The 17,139-nt window shown below is 64.7% G+C and carries 13 protein-coding genes; 9 read left to right on the top strand and 4 right to left on the bottom strand.

Annotated features, from left to right (window positions below; all coding sequences use genetic code 11):
- The first annotated feature begins 74 nt into the window (after nucleotides 1–74).
- On the top strand, nucleotides 75–1,049 hold the full coding sequence (gene cysB, locus UB43_RS03895; protein ID WP_045208578.1) for an HTH-type transcriptional regulator CysB: 975 nt from the start codon (nucleotides 75–77) through the stop codon (nucleotides 1,047–1,049).
- A 208-nt stretch (nucleotides 1,050–1,257) separates the two neighbouring features.
- Here the strand turns inward: cysB and UB43_RS03890 are convergent, their stop codons facing one another.
- From UB43_RS03890 to UB43_RS03880, 3 genes are all read right to left on the bottom strand, one after another.
- The gene (locus UB43_RS03890; RefSeq protein WP_045208576.1) at nucleotides 1,258–2,442 is read right to left on the bottom strand and encodes an MFS transporter; all 1,185 of its coding nucleotides are present in this window, start codon (nucleotides 2,440–2,442) and stop codon (nucleotides 1,258–1,260) included.
- Nucleotides 2,443–2,521: 79 nt separating this feature from the next.
- Nucleotides 2,522–2,866, bottom strand: coding sequence for a hypothetical protein (locus UB43_RS03885; RefSeq protein ID WP_045208573.1), 345 nt, complete (start codon nucleotides 2,864–2,866; stop codon nucleotides 2,522–2,524).
- Nucleotides 2,867–2,951: 85 nt separating this feature from the next.
- Nucleotides 2,952–3,686 carry a phosphoadenylyl-sulfate reductase gene (locus UB43_RS03880; RefSeq protein ID WP_045208570.1) on the bottom strand — a complete coding sequence of 245 codons (735 nt, stop codon included), beginning with the start codon at nucleotides 3,684–3,686 and terminating at the stop codon, nucleotides 2,952–2,954.
- Nucleotides 3,687–3,875: 189 nt separating this feature from the next.
- Here UB43_RS03880 and thrH point away from each other — a divergent pair, with 189 nt between their 5' ends.
- Nucleotides 3,876–4,493 (top strand): bifunctional phosphoserine phosphatase/homoserine phosphotransferase ThrH, encoded by a 618-nt coding sequence (gene thrH / locus UB43_RS03875; RefSeq protein WP_024765701.1) that lies wholly within the window; start codon nucleotides 3,876–3,878, stop codon nucleotides 4,491–4,493.
- A gap of 277 nt (nucleotides 4,494–4,770) precedes the next feature.
- Here the strand turns inward: thrH and pabB are convergent, their stop codons facing one another.
- Nucleotides 4,771–6,114, bottom strand: a complete 1,344-nt coding sequence (gene pabB / locus UB43_RS03870; protein ID WP_045208568.1) for an aminodeoxychorismate synthase component I — start codon at nucleotides 6,112–6,114, stop codon at nucleotides 4,771–4,773.
- Nucleotides 6,115–6,276: 162 nt separating this feature from the next.
- Between pabB and UB43_RS03865 the strand changes: the two genes are divergently transcribed.
- The 7 genes from UB43_RS03865 (at nucleotide 6,277) to UB43_RS03835 (ending at nucleotide 17,111) form a co-directional block, all read left to right on the top strand.
- On the top strand, nucleotides 6,277–8,985 hold the full coding sequence (locus tag UB43_RS03865; RefSeq protein ID WP_082085763.1) for a helix-turn-helix transcriptional regulator: 2,709 nt from the start codon (nucleotides 6,277–6,279) through the stop codon (nucleotides 8,983–8,985).
- Between the two features lies 1 nt (nucleotide 8,986).
- Nucleotides 8,987–11,710, top strand: coding sequence for a helix-turn-helix transcriptional regulator (locus UB43_RS03860; protein WP_045208565.1), 2,724 nt, complete (start codon nucleotides 8,987–8,989; stop codon nucleotides 11,708–11,710).
- 231 nt (nucleotides 11,711–11,941) lie between these two features.
- The gene (locus UB43_RS03855) at nucleotides 11,942–12,397 is read left to right on the top strand and encodes a DUF6160 family protein (protein WP_045208563.1); all 456 of its coding nucleotides are present in this window, start codon (nucleotides 11,942–11,944) and stop codon (nucleotides 12,395–12,397) included.
- 90 nt (nucleotides 12,398–12,487) lie between these two features.
- The gene (locus UB43_RS03850; RefSeq protein ID WP_045208561.1) at nucleotides 12,488–13,249 is read left to right on the top strand and encodes a C39 family peptidase; all 762 of its coding nucleotides are present in this window, start codon (nucleotides 12,488–12,490) and stop codon (nucleotides 13,247–13,249) included.
- 48 nt (nucleotides 13,250–13,297) lie between these two features.
- Nucleotides 13,298–14,302, top strand: coding sequence for a transporter (locus UB43_RS03845; protein ID WP_045208559.1), 1,005 nt, complete (start codon nucleotides 13,298–13,300; stop codon nucleotides 14,300–14,302).
- An 18-nt stretch (nucleotides 14,303–14,320) separates the two neighbouring features.
- Complete coding sequence (locus UB43_RS03840; RefSeq protein WP_156160332.1) at nucleotides 14,321–15,919, top strand: outer membrane protein transport protein; 1,599 nt, start codon at nucleotides 14,321–14,323, stop codon at nucleotides 15,917–15,919.
- Between the two features lie 55 nt (nucleotides 15,920–15,974).
- Nucleotides 15,975–17,111: a MalM family protein gene (locus tag UB43_RS03835; RefSeq protein ID WP_371318987.1), complete on the top strand. Its 1,137-nt coding sequence runs from the start codon at nucleotides 15,975–15,977 to the stop codon at nucleotides 17,109–17,111.
- Nucleotides 17,112–17,139: the final 28 nt, after the last annotated feature.

Genomic DNA, 17,139 nt, shown 5'->3' with positions numbered 1-17,139 from the left:
CTTAAACCATTAATATGGTTATAAAACGACAAGCCCTTCATCGCGGGTCGCGACATCCATTTCGAGGAAATTCCATGAAGCTTCAGCAACTGCGCTATATCTGGGAAGTTGCGCACCACGATCTGAACGTCTCGGCCACTGCCCAAAGCCTGTATACCTCCCAGCCCGGCATCAGCAAGCAGATCCGCCTGCTGGAAGACGAACTGGGCGTCGAAGTCTTCGCCCGCAGCGGCAAGCACCTCACTCGCGTCACCCCGGCCGGCGAGCGCATCATCACCACCGCCGGCGAGATCCTGCGCAAGGTCGAGAGCATCAAGCAGATCGCCCAGGAATTCTCCAACGAAAAGAAGGGCACGCTGTCCATCGCCACCACCCACACCCAGGCGCGTTATGCGCTGCCCGGCGTGATCAGCGGCTTCATCAAGCAGTACCCGGACGTCTCCCTGCACATGCACCAGGGCACGCCGATGCAGATCGCCGAGATGGCCGCCGACGGCACCGTCGACTTCGCCATCGCCACCGAGGCGCTGGAGCTGTTCGGTGACCTGATCATGATGCCGTGCTACCGCTGGAACCGCTGCGTGATCGTGCCGCAGGGCCACCCGCTGACCAAGGTGCCGAAGCTGTCCCTGGAGCTGCTCGCCGAGCAGCCCATCGTGACCTACGTATTCGGCTTCACCGGCCGTTCCAAGCTCGACGAAGCTTTCAACCAGCGAGGCCTGGTGCCGAAGGTGGTGTTCACCGCCGCCGACGCCGACGTGATCAAGACCTATGTACGCCTGGGCCTGGGCGTGGGCATCGTGGCCCACATGGCGGTCGATCCGAAGCTCGACAGCGACCTGGTGATGCTCGACGCCAGCCACCTGTTCGAGTCCAGCGTGACCAAGATCGGCTTCCGTCGCGGCACCTTCCTGCGCGGCTTCATGTGCGACTTCATCGAGAAGTTCGCCCCGCACCTGACCCGCGACCTGCTGGCCAAGGCCGTGCAGTGCCACAACAAGACCGAGCTGGACGAACTGTTCGACGGCATCGAACTGCCGGTCTACTGAGGACGTTCGTCCCCGCCATTGCGTAGGCGAGCTGCAAGGAAAACGCCGCGATCCGAACGAGAGTCGCGGCGTTTTTTTATGAGCGGTTTCCAGGCGTGGTGAGCCGGCTGCACTTGCTAGGAGCGAGCTTGCTCGCGAACAGCCCAACGTCGGAGTGCCCGGCGGATCCGTTCGCGAGCAAGCTCGCTCCTGCAAAAGGGGCAGCGACTCAGTGGACACGCCAGCGCAGCAACAGCAGGGCGGCGAATGCCAGCGCCGCGCCGGCAAGGAAGGTCCAACTGGCGCCGAAGCTCTGCCACAGCCAGCCGGCCAGCACGCTGGCCAGCAGCATGGCGATGCCGCTGGCGAGGTTGAACACGCCGAAGGCGGTTCCCTTGAGATCGGCGGGCGTGGTGTCGGCGATCAAGGTCGCCAGCAGCCCTTGGGTGAAGCCCATGTGCAGGCCCCAGAGCGCGACACCGACGAGCATCAGCGGGGTTGAGTCGCCCCAGGCCAGCAACAGGTCTGCCGCCACCAGCAGGAGCATGCCGATAGCCAGCAGGCCGGTGCGATCGGTGCGGTCCGACCACCAGCCCACCGGGTAGGCCGAGAGCATGAACAGCAGGGCCATCACCACCATCACCACCGGTGTCCAGGCCATCGGCAGGCCGATGTCCTGGGCGCGCAGTACCAGGAAGGCTTCGCTGAAGCGCGCGAGGGTGAACACCGCGCCGATGCCGACCACCCACCAGTAGCGCGCCGGGAAGCTGCGCAGCGCGTCGCGATGGATCGGCGAGCGGAAGCGATGGGTGCCTTCGGCCTGTTCCGGCTCCTTGACGAAAAAGACGATGGCCAGCACTGCGATGCCGGCTGGAATGCAGGCGAACCAGAATACCAGCGGCAGGTTGTTGCCCAGCCAGAGCATCAGCGCGATGGCCAGCAGCGGGCCGGCGAAGGCACCGACGGTGTCCATGGACTGGCGCAGGCCGAAGCAGGCCCCGCGGATCGACGGTGGCGAGACGTCGGCGATCAGTGCGTCCCGCGGCGCCCCGCGGATGCCCTTGCCGATACGGTCGAGCAGGCGCGCGGCGAAGATGGTCTCGCCCGAGGTGGCCAGCGGGAACAGCGGCTTGGACAGCGCTGCCAGGCCGTAGCCGAACAGCACCAACCCCTTGCGCCGGCCGAGGTAGTCGCTGATGGCGCCGGAGAACACCTTGACGATCAGCGCGGTGGCCTCGGCGACGCCTTCGATCAGGCCCACCGCGACCATGCTCAGCCCGAGGCTGCCGACCAGGAACAGTGGCAGCAGGCTGTGCAGCAGTTCCGAGGAAACGTCCATGAACAGGCTGACGAAACCCAGCGCCCAGACGGTGCCGGGAATGCGCGGGCGCGTGCGATCCGAACCGCCGGCCATGGGGATACTTCCTTGTGCGTCTGCAACAGGAAACGACAGTCTGGCCGAGCGGCCATCAAGAAAGCGTCAAGGTCGACGGCTACAGACGATCCAGATCGTCGCGCTGGGCCAGTTCGGCCAGGGCTTCGCGGGAGTCCAGCGGCAGTTCGCCGCGGCCTTCGAGCACCTCGTGGAGGAAACTCATGAACACCGTGTAAACGACTTCACGGCCGTCATCGTGGCGGACGACGAAGAAGGGCGCGGTGTCCACGCCGTACTGGGCGGCGACCAGCCAGCCGGTGCTGGCGGGGTTGCGCTCGTCGGCAACCAGGGTGCGGTCGATACGATTCAGGTAGCCGCCCTTGACCAAGCGTTCATGGACTTCGCGGCACTTGCGGCAATCCTGGCCATCGGCCAGGACCTTTTTTACCAGGGTGATGCGCATGGGATCGGCTCCGCCGCAGGCGTGCAGGCGTCCGATCCTGGGCTGCGGGCTGACAGGGAAATTTCCGTCAGCCGAGGGTAAGGCCTCAGGCCTTGCTGATCAAATTGCCGGCGTGCAGGCCGCACTCTTTCTGCGTGGCTTCTTCCCACCACCAGCGGCCTTCGCGCTCGTGCTGGTTCGGCAGCACGGGACGGGTGCAGGGTTCGCAGCCAATGCTGATGAAACCTCGCTCGTGCAGGCTGTTGTAGGGGATTTCCAGCATGCGGATGTAGGCCCAGACCTCTTCACTGCTCATGTTCGCCAGCGGGTTGAACTTGACCAGCGGTTTCTCCGGAGTGGAGAAGGCGCCGTCCACTTCGACCACGGCAACCTGGCTGCGGGTGCCGGGGCTCTGGTCCTTGCGCTGGCCGGTGGCCCAGGCGGTCGCGGTGGACAGCTTGCGCTTGAGCGGCTCGATCTTGCGGATGCCGCAGCACTCGCCGTGGCCGTCCTTGAAGAAGCTGAACAGGCCCTTCTCCTTGACGAACGGCTCCAGCAGGCGCGGGTCGGGGGTCATCACTTCGATGGCGATGCCATAGTGCTCGCGGACCTGCTCGATGAAGCGGTAGGTCTCCGGGTGCAGACGGCCGGTGTCCAGGCTGAACACCTTGACGTTCTTGTTGAGCTTCCAGGCCATGTCCACCAGCACCACGTCCTCGGCACCGCTGAAGGAAATCCACAGCTCGTCGCCGAAGTGCTCGAAGGCAAGCTTCAGGATGTCCTGTGGGGCTTTGCTGGCATAGCTCGCGGCGATTTCCGCGATATCGAACGGGAGGCTCATCAGGCGGTATTCCTAGTTTTAATGGCGCAAGGCGCTCTGTGGGCGCGATGGTAGCAAAGAGGGGGATATGCCCCTAAATAACCATCAGGAAGGTGGACTGTGGTGTTTGGGTATAAGTGGCGCGTTGCACCGCTTGGAGCGAGCGGCTAGAGTGCCGCCTCTCAAGTCAAACCTGCGGGGAAATCGTTCGTGGAAATCGCCTGTCTCGACCTGGAAGGGGTTCTGGTTCCGGAAATCTGGATCGCCTTCGCTGAAAAAACCGGTATCGAAGCGCTCAAGGCGACGACCCGTGACATCCCGGATTACGACGTGCTGATGAAGCAGCGCCTGCGCATCCTCGACGAGCACGGCCTGAAGCTGTCCGACATCCAGGAAGTGATCGCCACCCTGAAGCCGCTGGAAGGCGCGGTGGAGTTCGTCGACTGGCTGCGCGAGCGCTTCCAGGTGGTGATCCTCTCCGACACCTTCTATGAGTTCTCCCAGCCGCTGATGCGCCAGCTCGGTTTCCCGACCCTGCTGTGCCACAAGCTGATCACCGACGAGACCGATCGCGTGGTCGACTACCAACTGCGCCAGAAGGATCCGAAGCGTCAGTCGGTCATCGCCTTCAAGAGCCTGTACTACCGTGTGATCGCCGCTGGCGACTCCTACAACGACACCACCATGCTCTCCGAAGCCCACGCCGGCATCCTGTTCCACGCGCCGGAAAACGTGATTCGCGAGTTCCCGCAGTTCCCGGCCGTGCACACCTATGAGGACCTGAAGAAGGAGTTCCTCAAGGCGTCCAACCGCCCGCTCAGCCTGTAACGCCGGCTGTGACGAAAAAGCCCCGCCGATGCGGGGCTTTTTCTTTCCGGCTTTTGGCAGGAGCACCTGTCTTTTCCTGGAAAAGTCCGCGCCCGCGTTTCCCCTCACCCCAGCCCTCTCCCGCTGAGGAGCGGGGCGCGCAGCCAGGGCTAGGGTGAGGAGCTCTTGATCTTTGTAGGAGCGAGCTTGCTCGCGAACCACTTGATGCCGGTGCTGTAGATGAAATCTGCTTGCGAGTGAGCTCGCTCCTACAGGTAACGGGCAATCCGAGTGAGCGTTACAGGCTTTCCAGGGTTCGCAGGAGTACGCCCACCTTGGTCAGCGACTCCTCGTATTCTTCCTCCCAGTTGGAGTCGGCCACGATGCCGCCGCCGGCCCAGCAGCTTGCCTGGCCGTCCTTCACCAGCACGGTACGGATGGCGATGGAGCTGTCCATCTCGCCACGCACGTCGAGGTAGAGCAGGCTGCCGCAGTAGATGCTGCGCTGGGTCGGCTCCAGTTCGTCGATGATCTGCATGGCACGGACCTTCGGTGCGCCGGTGATGGAGCCACCGGGGAAGCTGCCTTCGAGCAGGTCCAGCGCGTCCTTGCCGTCCGCCAGTTCGCCACGCACGCTGCTGACCAGATGGTGGACGTTGGGATAGGTCTCCACCGCGAACAGTTCGGGCACGCGCACGCTGCCGGGGCGGCAGCTGCGGCCGAGGTCGTTGCGCAGCAGGTCGACGATCATCAGGTTTTCGGCACGGTCCTTCTCGCTGGCGAGCAGGGCTTCGGCATTCTGCCGATCGGCCTCTGGCGTGTCGCCGCGCGGGCGGGTGCCCTTGATCGGGCGGGTTTCCACCTGCTTGCCGTGGAGCTGGATGAAGCGCTCCGGTGACAGGCTGAGGACGGCGCCTTCAGGCAATGCCAGATAACCGGCAAAAGGCGTAGGACACGCCTCGCGCAGCGCACGGTAAGCCAGCCAGGGCGAGCCCTGGCAAGGCGCGCGGAAGCGCTGGGTGTAGTTCACCTGGTAGCAGTCGCCGGCGAGGATGTAGCCGTGCACGCGCTCCAGCGCTTCGCGGTACTGCTGGCGGCTCAGGTCCGGGCGGAAGGGGGCGGAGAGCCGGAAGTGCGGCAGCGCTTCATCGTCGCGGGCGCCTTCGAACAGCGCGATCAGGCGCTCTCGCTCGCTCGTCGGCAGTGACGGATGGAACACCAGCTGGCTGCTGCATTCCTCGTGATCGGTCACCAGCGCCCAGGCATACAGGCCCAGGCGTGCATCGGGCAGGGCGAGGTCGTCGAGGTTCGGTTCGGGCAGGTGCTCGACGCGCCGGCCAAAGTCATAACCGAGATAACCGATCATTCCGCCGACGAATGGCACGTTGCGATTGTCCGGGACTTTTGCCTCGCCCAGGCTCTGCAAGGCGGCTCTTGCGCGGGCAAAAAAGCGCTTGGCCGATTCGTCGGCGGTTGGTGCCAGTTCTGCCAATGGCCAGGCGCTCAGAAGGTCATAGCGTCCACGTGTGGCAATGGGTCGACCGGCGTCCAGGAGTACGGCGCCGGGTGCCCGATGGATCAGGGCGAAGCGTTCGCCCGGGTCTTCCCGGTAAGGAAGCGGGTACAGAAAACAGTCAGGCATGGGTAACAGCGTGCAGGCAAATGAGGTGATCAGGTCGGCTGAAGTGTCGATCCTAGAGCTATTTCTTCAGTTTACGTAGGAAAAGCATTCTGATAAGAAGTGACGAATCCCACGCGGACAGTGCTCCGTACCAACAACGATAATGACATAGGGATACAGGCCGTGGATGTAGTGCTCGAGCCCGCAGCCGGCAGCCTTCTGCGCTCCAGATTAACACCCCCTCGGGTGCCTGCTGATTATTTGATTCGTCCCGAGGTCCAGAATGCCCTGGACCGTCATCCTTATGCCTCGATACTGTCGTTCTCGGCGCCAGCCGGTTTCGGCAAGACCACCGCATTGGCGGCGCTGGCCGGCAAGCGTGCGAGCGAAGGCCACCAGGTCGCCTGGCTCTCCCTGGAGAGCGACGACGACGATCCCGGCCGTTTCTGCCTGAAACTCATCCAGGCCCTGGCCACCGCCGTGCCGGGTACCGGCGAGGATGCGCTGGGCTACGTGCACAACACCATGCGCGTGCCCGTGGTCGCGGTCATGGAAAGCCTGCTGATGGACCTCTCCCGCGACGAGCGCAAGGTCCTGCTGGTACTCGACGACCTGCATGAGATCACCCATTCCGACGTCTTCGCCGGCCTCAATCGCCTGGTGCAGTACGCGCCGCCCGGCCTCACCCTGGCCATCGGCAGCCGTTCCCAGCCGCCGCTGAACCTCGCCACCTGGCGCGCCAAGGGCCTGCTGCTGGAAATTGGCCAGGACGAGCTGCGCCTGTCCCGCGACGAAACCCGCGAGTACCTGGCCCGCGATGGCCTGCAACTCGAAGATAGCTGCCTGCAGTCGCTGCACAACCAGACCGAAGGTTGGATGGCGGGGGTTCACCTGGTCAGCCTGTGGCTGCGCCAGCAGCCGGGGGCTCCGGAAGACCTCAAGCTGCTCAGCAGCGACAAGGCGGCGGTCGGCGATTACCTGCTGCGCGCGGTGTTCGAGCGTCTGCCGGCCGATGTGCAGGGGGCGCTGCTGTCCCTGGGGATTGCCAACCGTCTGAATGGCGACCTGGCCAACACCCTGACCGGTCGCCAGGACGGCCAGGCGCTGCTGGAGCACCTGGACAGCATGCAGCTGTTTCTCCTGCCGCTGGACCGCGACCGCCAGTGGTACCGCTTCCACCAGCTGTTCGCCGATTTCCTCCGTGCCCGCCTGCGCGAGCGCGACCCGGAACGCTTCAAGCAACTGCACTTCAACGCCAGCCTGTGGTTCACCAACCACCACATGCCGACCCTGGCCATCGAGCACGCCTGCCTCGCCGAGGACCCGGAGATGCTCGCCGCGCTGGTCGATGGCTGCGGCCTTGAACTGATCAACCGGGGCCAGCTCTACCTGATTTCGCGCTGGCGCAAGCACGTGCCGAACGAGATCGCCGAGCGCTACCCGATCCTCGTGCTCAGCGACGTCTGGACCCGTGCCACCGAGCTCAGCCTGCCCGAAGCCAACCGTATGATCGACGAGCTGCTGGCGCGCTGGGGCGACTCGCGCGGCAACGGCCCGATGGGCAACCAGTACCTCTCGGCGCTGGCGGTAAAAGCCGTGCTGGCGCTGCAGAAGGATGACCTCGAACAGTGCATCACCCTGGCACGCAACGTGGAGAGCCAGCTGGGGCAGAACTCGGCGTTCCTCGAAGGCGCCATCCTGCTGATCGGCGCCTTCGCCCAGGTCATCCGGGGGCACGCGGAGCAGGCGCGCCGCCTGATGGGGCTGGCACAGCAGCGCAACCACTTCCTCGACGGCCGCTACCTGCACATGCAGCAGTGCACCATCGAAGTGGTACTGGCGCTGGAGCAGGGCCAGGTCAAGCAGGCGCAGATGCTCATCGAGCGCGTGCGCGAGCAGGCCATGCCGCTGTTCGACAAGCGCTCCCAGGCGCTCGCCCTGCCGGCCATCGCCGAAGCGCTGACCGCCTACTACCGCACTGAGCTGGACGGCCTGGAAGAACGCCTGCGCTGGGCGCTGGGCCGGGTCGACGTGGTCAATCCCATCGACCTGTACGCCCAGGGCATGCAGTGCCTGGCGCGCATCCAGCGCCTGCAGGGGCGCGGCAAGGAGGCGCTGGCCACCCTCGGGCTGATGCAGACCCTGGCGTCGCGCAACCAGTCGTGGCGCTTCTTCGCCATGGCGGTGGGCGAGGAGATCAACCTGATCCTCCAGGAAACCGCCACCGACCGCTGCAAGCGCGCCGAGCAGCGGCTCAAGGCCATCGACTGGGCCAAGCTGGCCAGCCATTACAAGCAGATGCCGTTCAACCCGGTGCTCTGGGTGCAGGGCATCAGTCGGGTGCGGCTGCTGCAGGCGCGCGGGCACTTCAGCGAGGCGCTGCACGAAATCACCCAGCTGCGCGGCATGCTGCAGCCGGGCTGGCACGGTCTGCAACGGCTGCGCCTGGACCTGCTGGCGGCCCTGAGTTACCAGCGCCTGGGTTACCAGGAGCGTTCCCACAGCCTGCTCGGCCAATGCCTGGTCGGCGCCGAGCGGGAAGGGGTGCGGAGCATTTTCATCGAGGAAGGCGAGGGGATTCGCCAGTTGCTGCAGCAGCTGGAATCCACCGAGCGACAACCGGCCTTGCAGGTCTTCATTCGCGGAATGTTGACCGTCTGGCCGGGGCAGGAAGCACGCAGGTCGCCCGAGGTGCTCGAAGAAGGTCTGACCGACCGCGAGCGCGAGGTGGTATGCCTGGCGGCCCAGGGGCTCTCCAACGAGGAGATCGGCCAGCAGCTGTCGCTGGCCCTGGGCACCGTCAAATGGCACCTGCACAACATCTACGAGAAGCTCAAGGTGCGCAATCGGACCCAAGCGATACGCCGTGCCCGCGAGCTGAGTCTGCTCTGACATGACGACCCTGACCACACTGCCGCAACAGCCCATGCCGCTGCTGCGCACCAAGCTGTTCCCTCCGCGCGCCGACAGTGATTCGCTGCTGCCGCGCCGCGCCCTGATCGATCGTCTGTACGCCAACCGCCAGCAGCGCGTGCTGATCCTCAGCGCGCCGGCCGGGTTCGGCAAGAGCACCATCCTCAGCCTGTTCCGCCAGCGTCTGCTGGAGGGGGGCGCGCGGGTCGCCTGGATGTCCTGCGACGAGGGTGACAGCGAGCCGCAGCGCCTGGTGCAGTACCTGGTGGCAAGCATTCGCAGCGTCGAGACGGACTTCGGCACCAACACCTCGAATCTGCTGCAGTCGGACATGACCCTGCCGCTGGAAGGCATCATCGACGCCTTCCTCTCCGACCTGCGCCGCCTCGACGGACCGATCTACCTGCTGCTCGACGACTTCCACCAGATCCGCCACCCGGCGCTGGCCCACGGCGCGCGTTACCTGATCGAGCACTTGCCGGACAACATCCGTCTGGTCACCAGCACTCGCTACCGCCCGCGCTTTCTGGTGGACGAACCGGGCCTGGCGCCCTGGGCCTTCTGCCTGAGCGGCGACGACCTGCGCCTGACCCGCGAGGAAACCGATACCTTCCTCACGGAGCTCAAGGGCCTGGCCCTGAGCGACAGCGAGCTCAAGCTGCTGCACAAACGCACCGAAGGCTGGATCACCGCGCTGCACCTCGCGGCGCTGGCGCTGGCGCGCAATCCGGACCGAGCGGCGCTGCTCAAGGGGCTCTCCGGCACCGAGCGCGACCTCGCCGACTACCTCGCCGAGGATGTGTTGCGCAGCCTGCCCGAACCGCTGCAGCAGTTCCTCGACCAGACCTCGGTGCTCGACGAATTCTGCGCCGAACTGTGCAACGCCCTGACCGGCCGCCGCGATGGCCTGGACATGCTGATGCGGCTGCAGAACGAGCAGTTGTTCATCATCCCGCTGGACGACCAGCGCGAGTGGTTCCGCTACCACCACCTGTTCGCCGAATTCCTCCAGGGCCGCCTGGCGCGCAACTCCGATCCGACGCCGCTGCTGCACGCCGCCGCGCGCTGGTGCGAGGGCCGCGACATGGCCGATCGCGCAATCAAATACGCCCTGCGCGCCCGTGACTATGCCTTCGCCGCCGATCTGCTGGAGCGCCAGGGCGCCAAGCTGATTGCCGGCAACCGCGTCTACGGCATCCTCGGCATGCTCGGCAGCATCCCCGCCGAGGTGATCCGCGAGCACCCGGTGTTCCAGATCTTCTACGCCTGGCAGTTGGCCTTCGAGCAGAAGTTCGCCGAGGCTGAAGCGCTGATCGAAGAGCTCAGCGTCCGGCTGCTGCAGGGGCAGGGCAAGGTGCGCCACTTCGGCATGGCCGAGCTGCTCGCCGTGGCCCAGGTGCTGAAGGCGCTGGTGCTGCTCTACCAGGACAAGCTGGAGGCTTGCCTGAAGGTGGCGCGCCAGTGGCTGGCGCTGGTGCCGGGCAACCAGCCGGTGTTCCGCGCCAGCCTGTCGTGCATCCAGGCGGCGGCCTATGCGCTGCTGGGTGACTACGCCGAAGCGGCCAACGCCATTGGTGTCGCCCGCGATTGCCTGCGCATGGCCGACAGCGAATACCTGCAGGTCGTCGTCAGCATGATCGAGGCGCTGATCTGCAAGGAGCGCGGTGAGCTGGAGCGCGGGCGCACCATCGCCGAGAGCGCGCGCAGCCGCGTGGAGCGGGTCTTCGGCCGGCGCAGCCGGGTCGGGGGGCCGTTGTCCCTGGCCTATGCGGATTTGCTGTACGAGCAGGATCGCCACGCGGCGATCCTCGCCGAACTGCCACTGGCCACCACCTGGCGCGACGTTGCCACGCCGGTGGAGCTGATCAGCCGTGGCCAGTTGGTGATGGCCAAGGCGCGTTTCTTCGCCGGCGAGGCCGAACAAGGGTTGGCCCAGCTCGACGAATGGCTGGTTGGCCTTCAGTCGCCGGGCTACGAGCGGGTGCATGCGCTGGCCATGAGCTGCAAGGTGCAGCTGTTGCTGTGGATGCGCCGGCCCAACGAGGCCGAGCGCGTCTGCCTGCAGCTGGCGCGGCACCTCTCGGGGCTCAACGCTGAACGCTACGCCGATGCCCATGCGGCGCTGGTGATGGCAGAGGCGCGCCTGGCACTGTCCGAGCGCCATGCCGAGCGAGCTCAGCAGCGTCTGGAATCGTGCCTGGCGGGCTTTACCTCGCCCTACCAGCGCGACCGGCGGCTGCGTCTTTCGCTGTTACTTTCTGTGGCGTATTGGCAGAAAGGTAACAGCGAAAAAGCCTTTGCCTTGTTCGCTCCCACCCTGGAAGAAGCCTGGAATCTGGGCTACCGACGTCTGTTCCAGGACGACGCCCTGTGGTTGCTGCCGCTCTGGGAGGCCTGGAAGGGCGCCGAACCCAAGCGCGCATCGGCTTGGCAAGGGGTAGCCGAGATGCTTCGCGAGCAGTGCCGCAGGCTCTCCGTAGACCCTGAAAGTTTCGATGAAAATCAAGATGTTAGCCACCGGGAGCGGGAGATTCTGCGGCTCGTGGCGGCAGGCTTGTCGAACCGGGACATCGCCCAGGCGGTGCATCTGTCGGAGGCCACCATCAAGTGGCATCTGCACAACCTGTTCGCCAAGCTCGGCGTGCGCAGCCGGACCCAGGCGGTACTCAAGGGGAAGAGCCTGGGGCTGCTCAGCGAAGCTTGAGTCGGAAGGTTGGTTTTGCGCCATCCCTTGGATGGGCTGGCAGGTTCACGGCGGGTCAGTAGCTTGGAGATCAGGACGCGAAGCTTCGTGCTTCACGAATCCATACCCGCGGCGCCTAAGGAAGAAGTCGGGGGTCTGGAAGATCGGCATCAGCCGGTCAACCTGCAGCGGGGTAGGACGCCCCTTGCAGTGCCTGGGGCAACCCCACCTGAACACTGGAGAGTTATAACAATGAAAATCAAGCAACTGGTTCTTGCAAGCGCAGTTCTGGCCGCTCCGTTCCTGGCACATGCCGACATGAAATCCATGGATGACGCTGCACTGTCCGGTATCACCGGCCAGGATGGCATCAGCATTTCCGGTACCTTCAACGCCTCCATTGGCGCTGTCACCTACAAGGACGCCGACACCAACGGCGGTTCCCTGGTCCTGCAGGGTATCCACCTGCCGAGCGTGACCATCGCCGACAACGCGCCGATGACCGTCGACGTGGTGAAAACCAACATCACCCCGGTTGGCGGCGGCACCGCCGTTGCTACCGAGCAACTGGCCATCGGCCTGCCCACCGTGACCGGCGACGTCACCATCGACGCCGTCAAGGTAGGTGCCACCGGCGCCAGCATTGGCTCGCTGACCGTTTCCAACCTGAACCTGGCGGGTTCGACCGTGAAGGTCTGGGGTCACTGATCCCCAGGGTTGATGCGCAGTACCCCTTGCCGGCGCCTGCCGGCAAGGGTCTTCCAGGATTGACTTCCAGTATTTGAAGAGAGGGGTGGGATGTTCGAGATTCTGCTGGGAAGCCTGTTGGGCCTGTTCGGTTTTACCCAGGCCGTGGATACCAAGCCGCAGCAGCAGGGCACAGTGAACATCTCGCAGCCGCTCACGCCCAACGGTCCCTTCCGCGAGTCGGTCCAGCTCGAGCCGATGAGCCAGGTGCAGTTCCGCAATGTCATCCGCCAGGCCTACGACTACAGCTGCGGCTCGGCAGCGCTGACCACGTTGCTGGACTACTACCTGGGCCGCAACCTGGAAGAGCGTCAGGTCATGGAAGGCCTGATCAAGTACGGCGAGGCCGACAAGATCGTCCAGCGCCGTGGATTCTCGCTTCTGGACATGAAGCGCTATGCCGCTGCACTCGGCTACAAGAGTGGCGGCTTCCGTGCCGAGTTCTCCGACCTGGACTCGCTCGAACACCCGGCGCTGGTGCCGATCCACTATGCCGGCTTCAAGCATTTCGTCGTGGTCCGCGATGTCTACAACGACCACGTCTTCGTTGCCGATCCTGCCTTGGGCAACATCAGTTTCACCCGCGCCCGTTTCGAGGAAATCTGGGACCAGAACGTGCTCTTCGTGATCTACCCCAGCGGCCAGGAGCCCAAGAACGCCCTGGAGCTGAAAGAGGCCGACATGCGCCTGGTGGATGACCGGACCGTCAGCCTGCTGGCTTTCCGCGAGTTCCCGGAGATGAGCAAGCTCACCCAGAACCAGATTGGCGAAGCCGCCACGAACGGAGATGTCCAGTACATCCGGCGCAAGTGATCGCCCGATCGGCCCATACGAATAAGAACAAGACCAGGGGATAGCAACATGGATTTCAAGGGGTTTGCGTGCGTTGCCGCTCTGGCCTTGCTGGCAAGTACCAGCGCCATCGCCGAAGAAGCGACAACCGAGGACGCGCGTGATGCGCTGGCCAAGAAGGATACCGACGCCGACAGCGCCAAGGCGCTGGAACAGGTGTTCCAGGCCGCCGAGAAGAGCTACACCCTGCTCAAGAAAGGTGAGCGCCAGCTGACCTACGGCTTCGACTACACCCTGATGCGCGACACGCGCCTGCAGGCCGTGCGCAGTGGCGAGAACGTCTACAGCGTGCTGGCCCAGAGCGAGGCGCAGCATACCTTCACCAACTCGTTCACCTTCGACTACGGCATCTGGGACAACCTGACCTTCAGCATGCGCCTGCCGTTCGTGGCCAAGTACGACACCGAGCGCGACATCCATGCCTACAGCCTGGGCGACGTCTCCGCGACGCTGCGCTGGCAGCCCTGGGCCGCGCGCCGCGGCGCTCCGGTCACCACGCTCTACGCGACCCTCGGCCTGCCCACCGGCGACAGCCCGTACAAGGGCAACGTGCAGGACGACGTCTCCACCGGCAACGGCTTCTACAGCCTGGGCGCCGGGGCCAACATGTCCTACGTGATCGACCCCGTCGTGCTCTACGGCTCGCTCGGGTACACCTACAACATGAAGGTCGACGACATCCACCAGAACCAGTACGGCGAAGAGCTGGAGAAGGTGGTGCCGGGCGACACGGTCAACTTCGCCATGGGCATGGCCTACGCGCTGTCCTACGACGTTTCCCTGGCCACCTCCTACCAGATGGCCTACTCGTTCAAGAACAAGTACTACTTCAACGACCGCACGGTCGAGGCGCCCGAGCAGACCAGCGCGATCATGAACTTCTCGCTCGGCCTGCGAACATCGCCGGACTACATCGTCAACGTGAACGCCGGTTTCGGTCTGACCGAAGACTCGCCGGATGTACTGCTGGGGGTTTCCCTGCCCCTGGATATCCAAGGCCTCAAAGCCCAGTAACCGACGAGCGATCACCACATGACTATGCGCATTTCGCCCCTCGCGGTGGCGATGGCAGGGGTAGGGTTTGGCTGGGCGACGCTCGCCAACGCCCAGTTGGCCAACGACCTGACCATCGGCAACCCCAAGGCCATGGCCATGGCCAACGCGGTCACGGCCGACTCCACCGGCATCGACGCGGTGCATTACAACCCCGCCGCCCTGACCAAGCTCAAGGGCCGCCAGACCCAGCTCAAGCTGATCACCGGGGTCATGGATATCCGCGCCGGCTTCAAGGCGCCGCCGGACTATGGTTCGTCCTCCTTTGGCCTGGACAATGACCCGGTCGCTGGTGAGAACAGCCGCACCCTGACTCCGACCATGTACCTGCCGGGGCTTGGCGGCATGACCGACATGCCGTTGCTGGTGGCACCGCTGGCGGGCCTGTCGATCAACCCGCCGGGCTCCAAGTTCACCTTCGCCACCAACGTCTACGCGCCCCAGGCGCTGGGCTATTCGCGCGATTCGGACAGTGACCCGGCACGCTACGAAGGCCGCCGCGTCTCGCTGCAGCGCATCACCTACTTCTCGCCCTCGGTGGGCTACGAGGTCAACGACACGCTGTCGGCGGGCCTGTCGATCGGCTTCTCGCACCAGGCCATGGCGCTGGATACCGACTTCCGCAACCCCGGCCTGCTCACCGGCCTGCTGCAGACCCTGCACGACACCACCTGCGTGCCCGGCGCGCAGGAAATCGTCGAGCTGGTGTTCAACGTCTGTGGCGGGCGTATCGGCCCGTACGACTCGCTGGCCAACCTCAAGCTGGACATGCAGCAGACCCTCTCGCCGAGCTTCAACCTGGGCGTCCTCTGGGAACCCTACGACTGGTTCGCCTGGGGCGCGACCTACCAGAGCGAGTCGCGCATGCACCTCAAGGGCAAGTACCGCGTCGACTACACCAAGGACTGGCAGGGCTTCTGGTCCGGCATGCAGAACTCGGTGTTCGGCGCCTTCCTGAGCCCGCTGTTCCCCTATGGCAACGCCGAGGAAGAACACGGCGTGGCGACGCTGAACATGGTCAACCCGGACAGCTTCTCCACCGGGATCAAGGTGCGCCCGTTCGACAAGTGGCAGTTCAACTTCGACCTGAAGTGGACCGACTACAGCGACTGGAACAAGCTGGAAATCGAGTTCGACAAGGAACTCGACCTGCTGCGCATCGCCAAGAACTTCGCCCCCAACGGCGCCACCGACCACAGCATCATCCTCGACCGCGGCTACCAGGACACCTGGAGCTACGCCATGGGGATGCAGTACGACGTCAATGACCGCCTGCAACTGCGCGCCGGCTATGAGTATCGCCCCTCGGCGATTCCCAAGGACAAGGCCGACGCGCTGGTGCCCATCGGCGATGCCAACCTCTACGGCCTGGGCCTGGGCTACCAGTGGGACAAGGACACGGTGATCGATCTGGGCTTCAACTATTTCGTCTCCAAGCAGAGCATCAAGGCGGGCACCAGCTGCAACCTGAACTGCACCGGCATCGACAACCTGGTGTACAACCCCTATGCCGGCCTCGATGTCAGCACCACGGTGAAGGCCTACGTCTTCGCCATGACTTACCGCACCACCTTCTGAGGGCATGGACATGGGCAGGTTGACCCTCCTGATTTCCTGCATCGCCGCCGTCGGCATGGGCGCATCGGCGCACGCAGCCAGCGGCCGCTACCTGTCGTGGATCGACGACAGCGGCCAGGTGCACAACACCTTCGTCGACGCCAGCTATGCCCAGCAGCAACGCCAGGCGGACAAGCGCATCGACCAGAGCGACCGTGCGCGGCTGATCGACCTCAGCGCCACCCAGTGGCCGGGCAGCCGCCCGGCGGGCGAGAGCAAGCGCCGCTACTTCACCTGGGTGGACGCCCAGGGCAACCTGCAGAACAGCTTCTACGCCGCCGGCCAGGTAGCGCCCGGTCGTGCCGATTACGTGCTGCCCAACGGGGACCATTCTTCCGAGTACATCGACGCTGAATCCTATGAGGATCGCGGCTTCGTCCGCAGCGAGAACGGCAACCCGTACTTCACCTGGGTCGATGACAAGGGCCAGGTGCGCAACTCACCGATCACCGCGGAGCAGCGCGGAGCGATGTTCCGCCGTGGCGAGCAGGATGGCAGCAATATCGCCTTCACCGAAGGCCGGCAGATCGACCTGAAGGGACGCCCGAACAACCTGCCGGGACTCGACGGCATGGGTGAGCAGACCGATGCCATGAAGGCGCTGCTCAAGGGCAGCGGCAAGACCCTGGATGACCTCTACGTCGACCTGCAGCGGCGCTGCTGCGATCAGATGGGCGATGGCGACTTCACCGAGCTGTCGGTGGAGGAGCCGCGCTACGAGGAGCTGAACAAGTTCTCGCCGAGCTTCGACTTCCCCATGGGCAAGAGCTACTTCGTGGCGATGAAGCTGCCCAGCTCACAGCACGTCTACGGCTTGCGCGTGCGCAGCTTCGCCAACCACCAGGTGGTCTATCCGTCGCTGCTGTTCCTCGACGAACAGAAGCGTCCGACGCGACTGGTGAGCGACGCGGTGTACAAGCTCAACCCAGAGACCTGGTACCGCTACGCGTTCATCGAAGGGACCATTCCGGTGCGCGCCAACCAGGGCGAGCGTTATGTGTTGCTGCTCACCACCGACGAGGACCGCAGCCTGCAGACCCTCGACAACAAGCCCTACAAGCGACCGCTGGAAGACCTGGCGGTGAACGAGGCGGGGATGAAGGTGCGCGAGCACGGCGACCAGGGCGGCTTCGAGCTGGCGGTTGTTCGCTGATCCGTTTCCCCCTGTAGGAGCGGGCCAT

The sequence above is a fragment of the Pseudomonas sp. 21 genome, assembly GCF_000955805.1.
Classification (GTDB): Bacteria; Pseudomonadota; Gammaproteobacteria; order Pseudomonadales; family Pseudomonadaceae; genus Pseudomonas.
The sequence above is the reverse complement of the archived record's forward strand: the minus strand, read 5'-3'. Positions and strand labels throughout refer to the sequence as shown.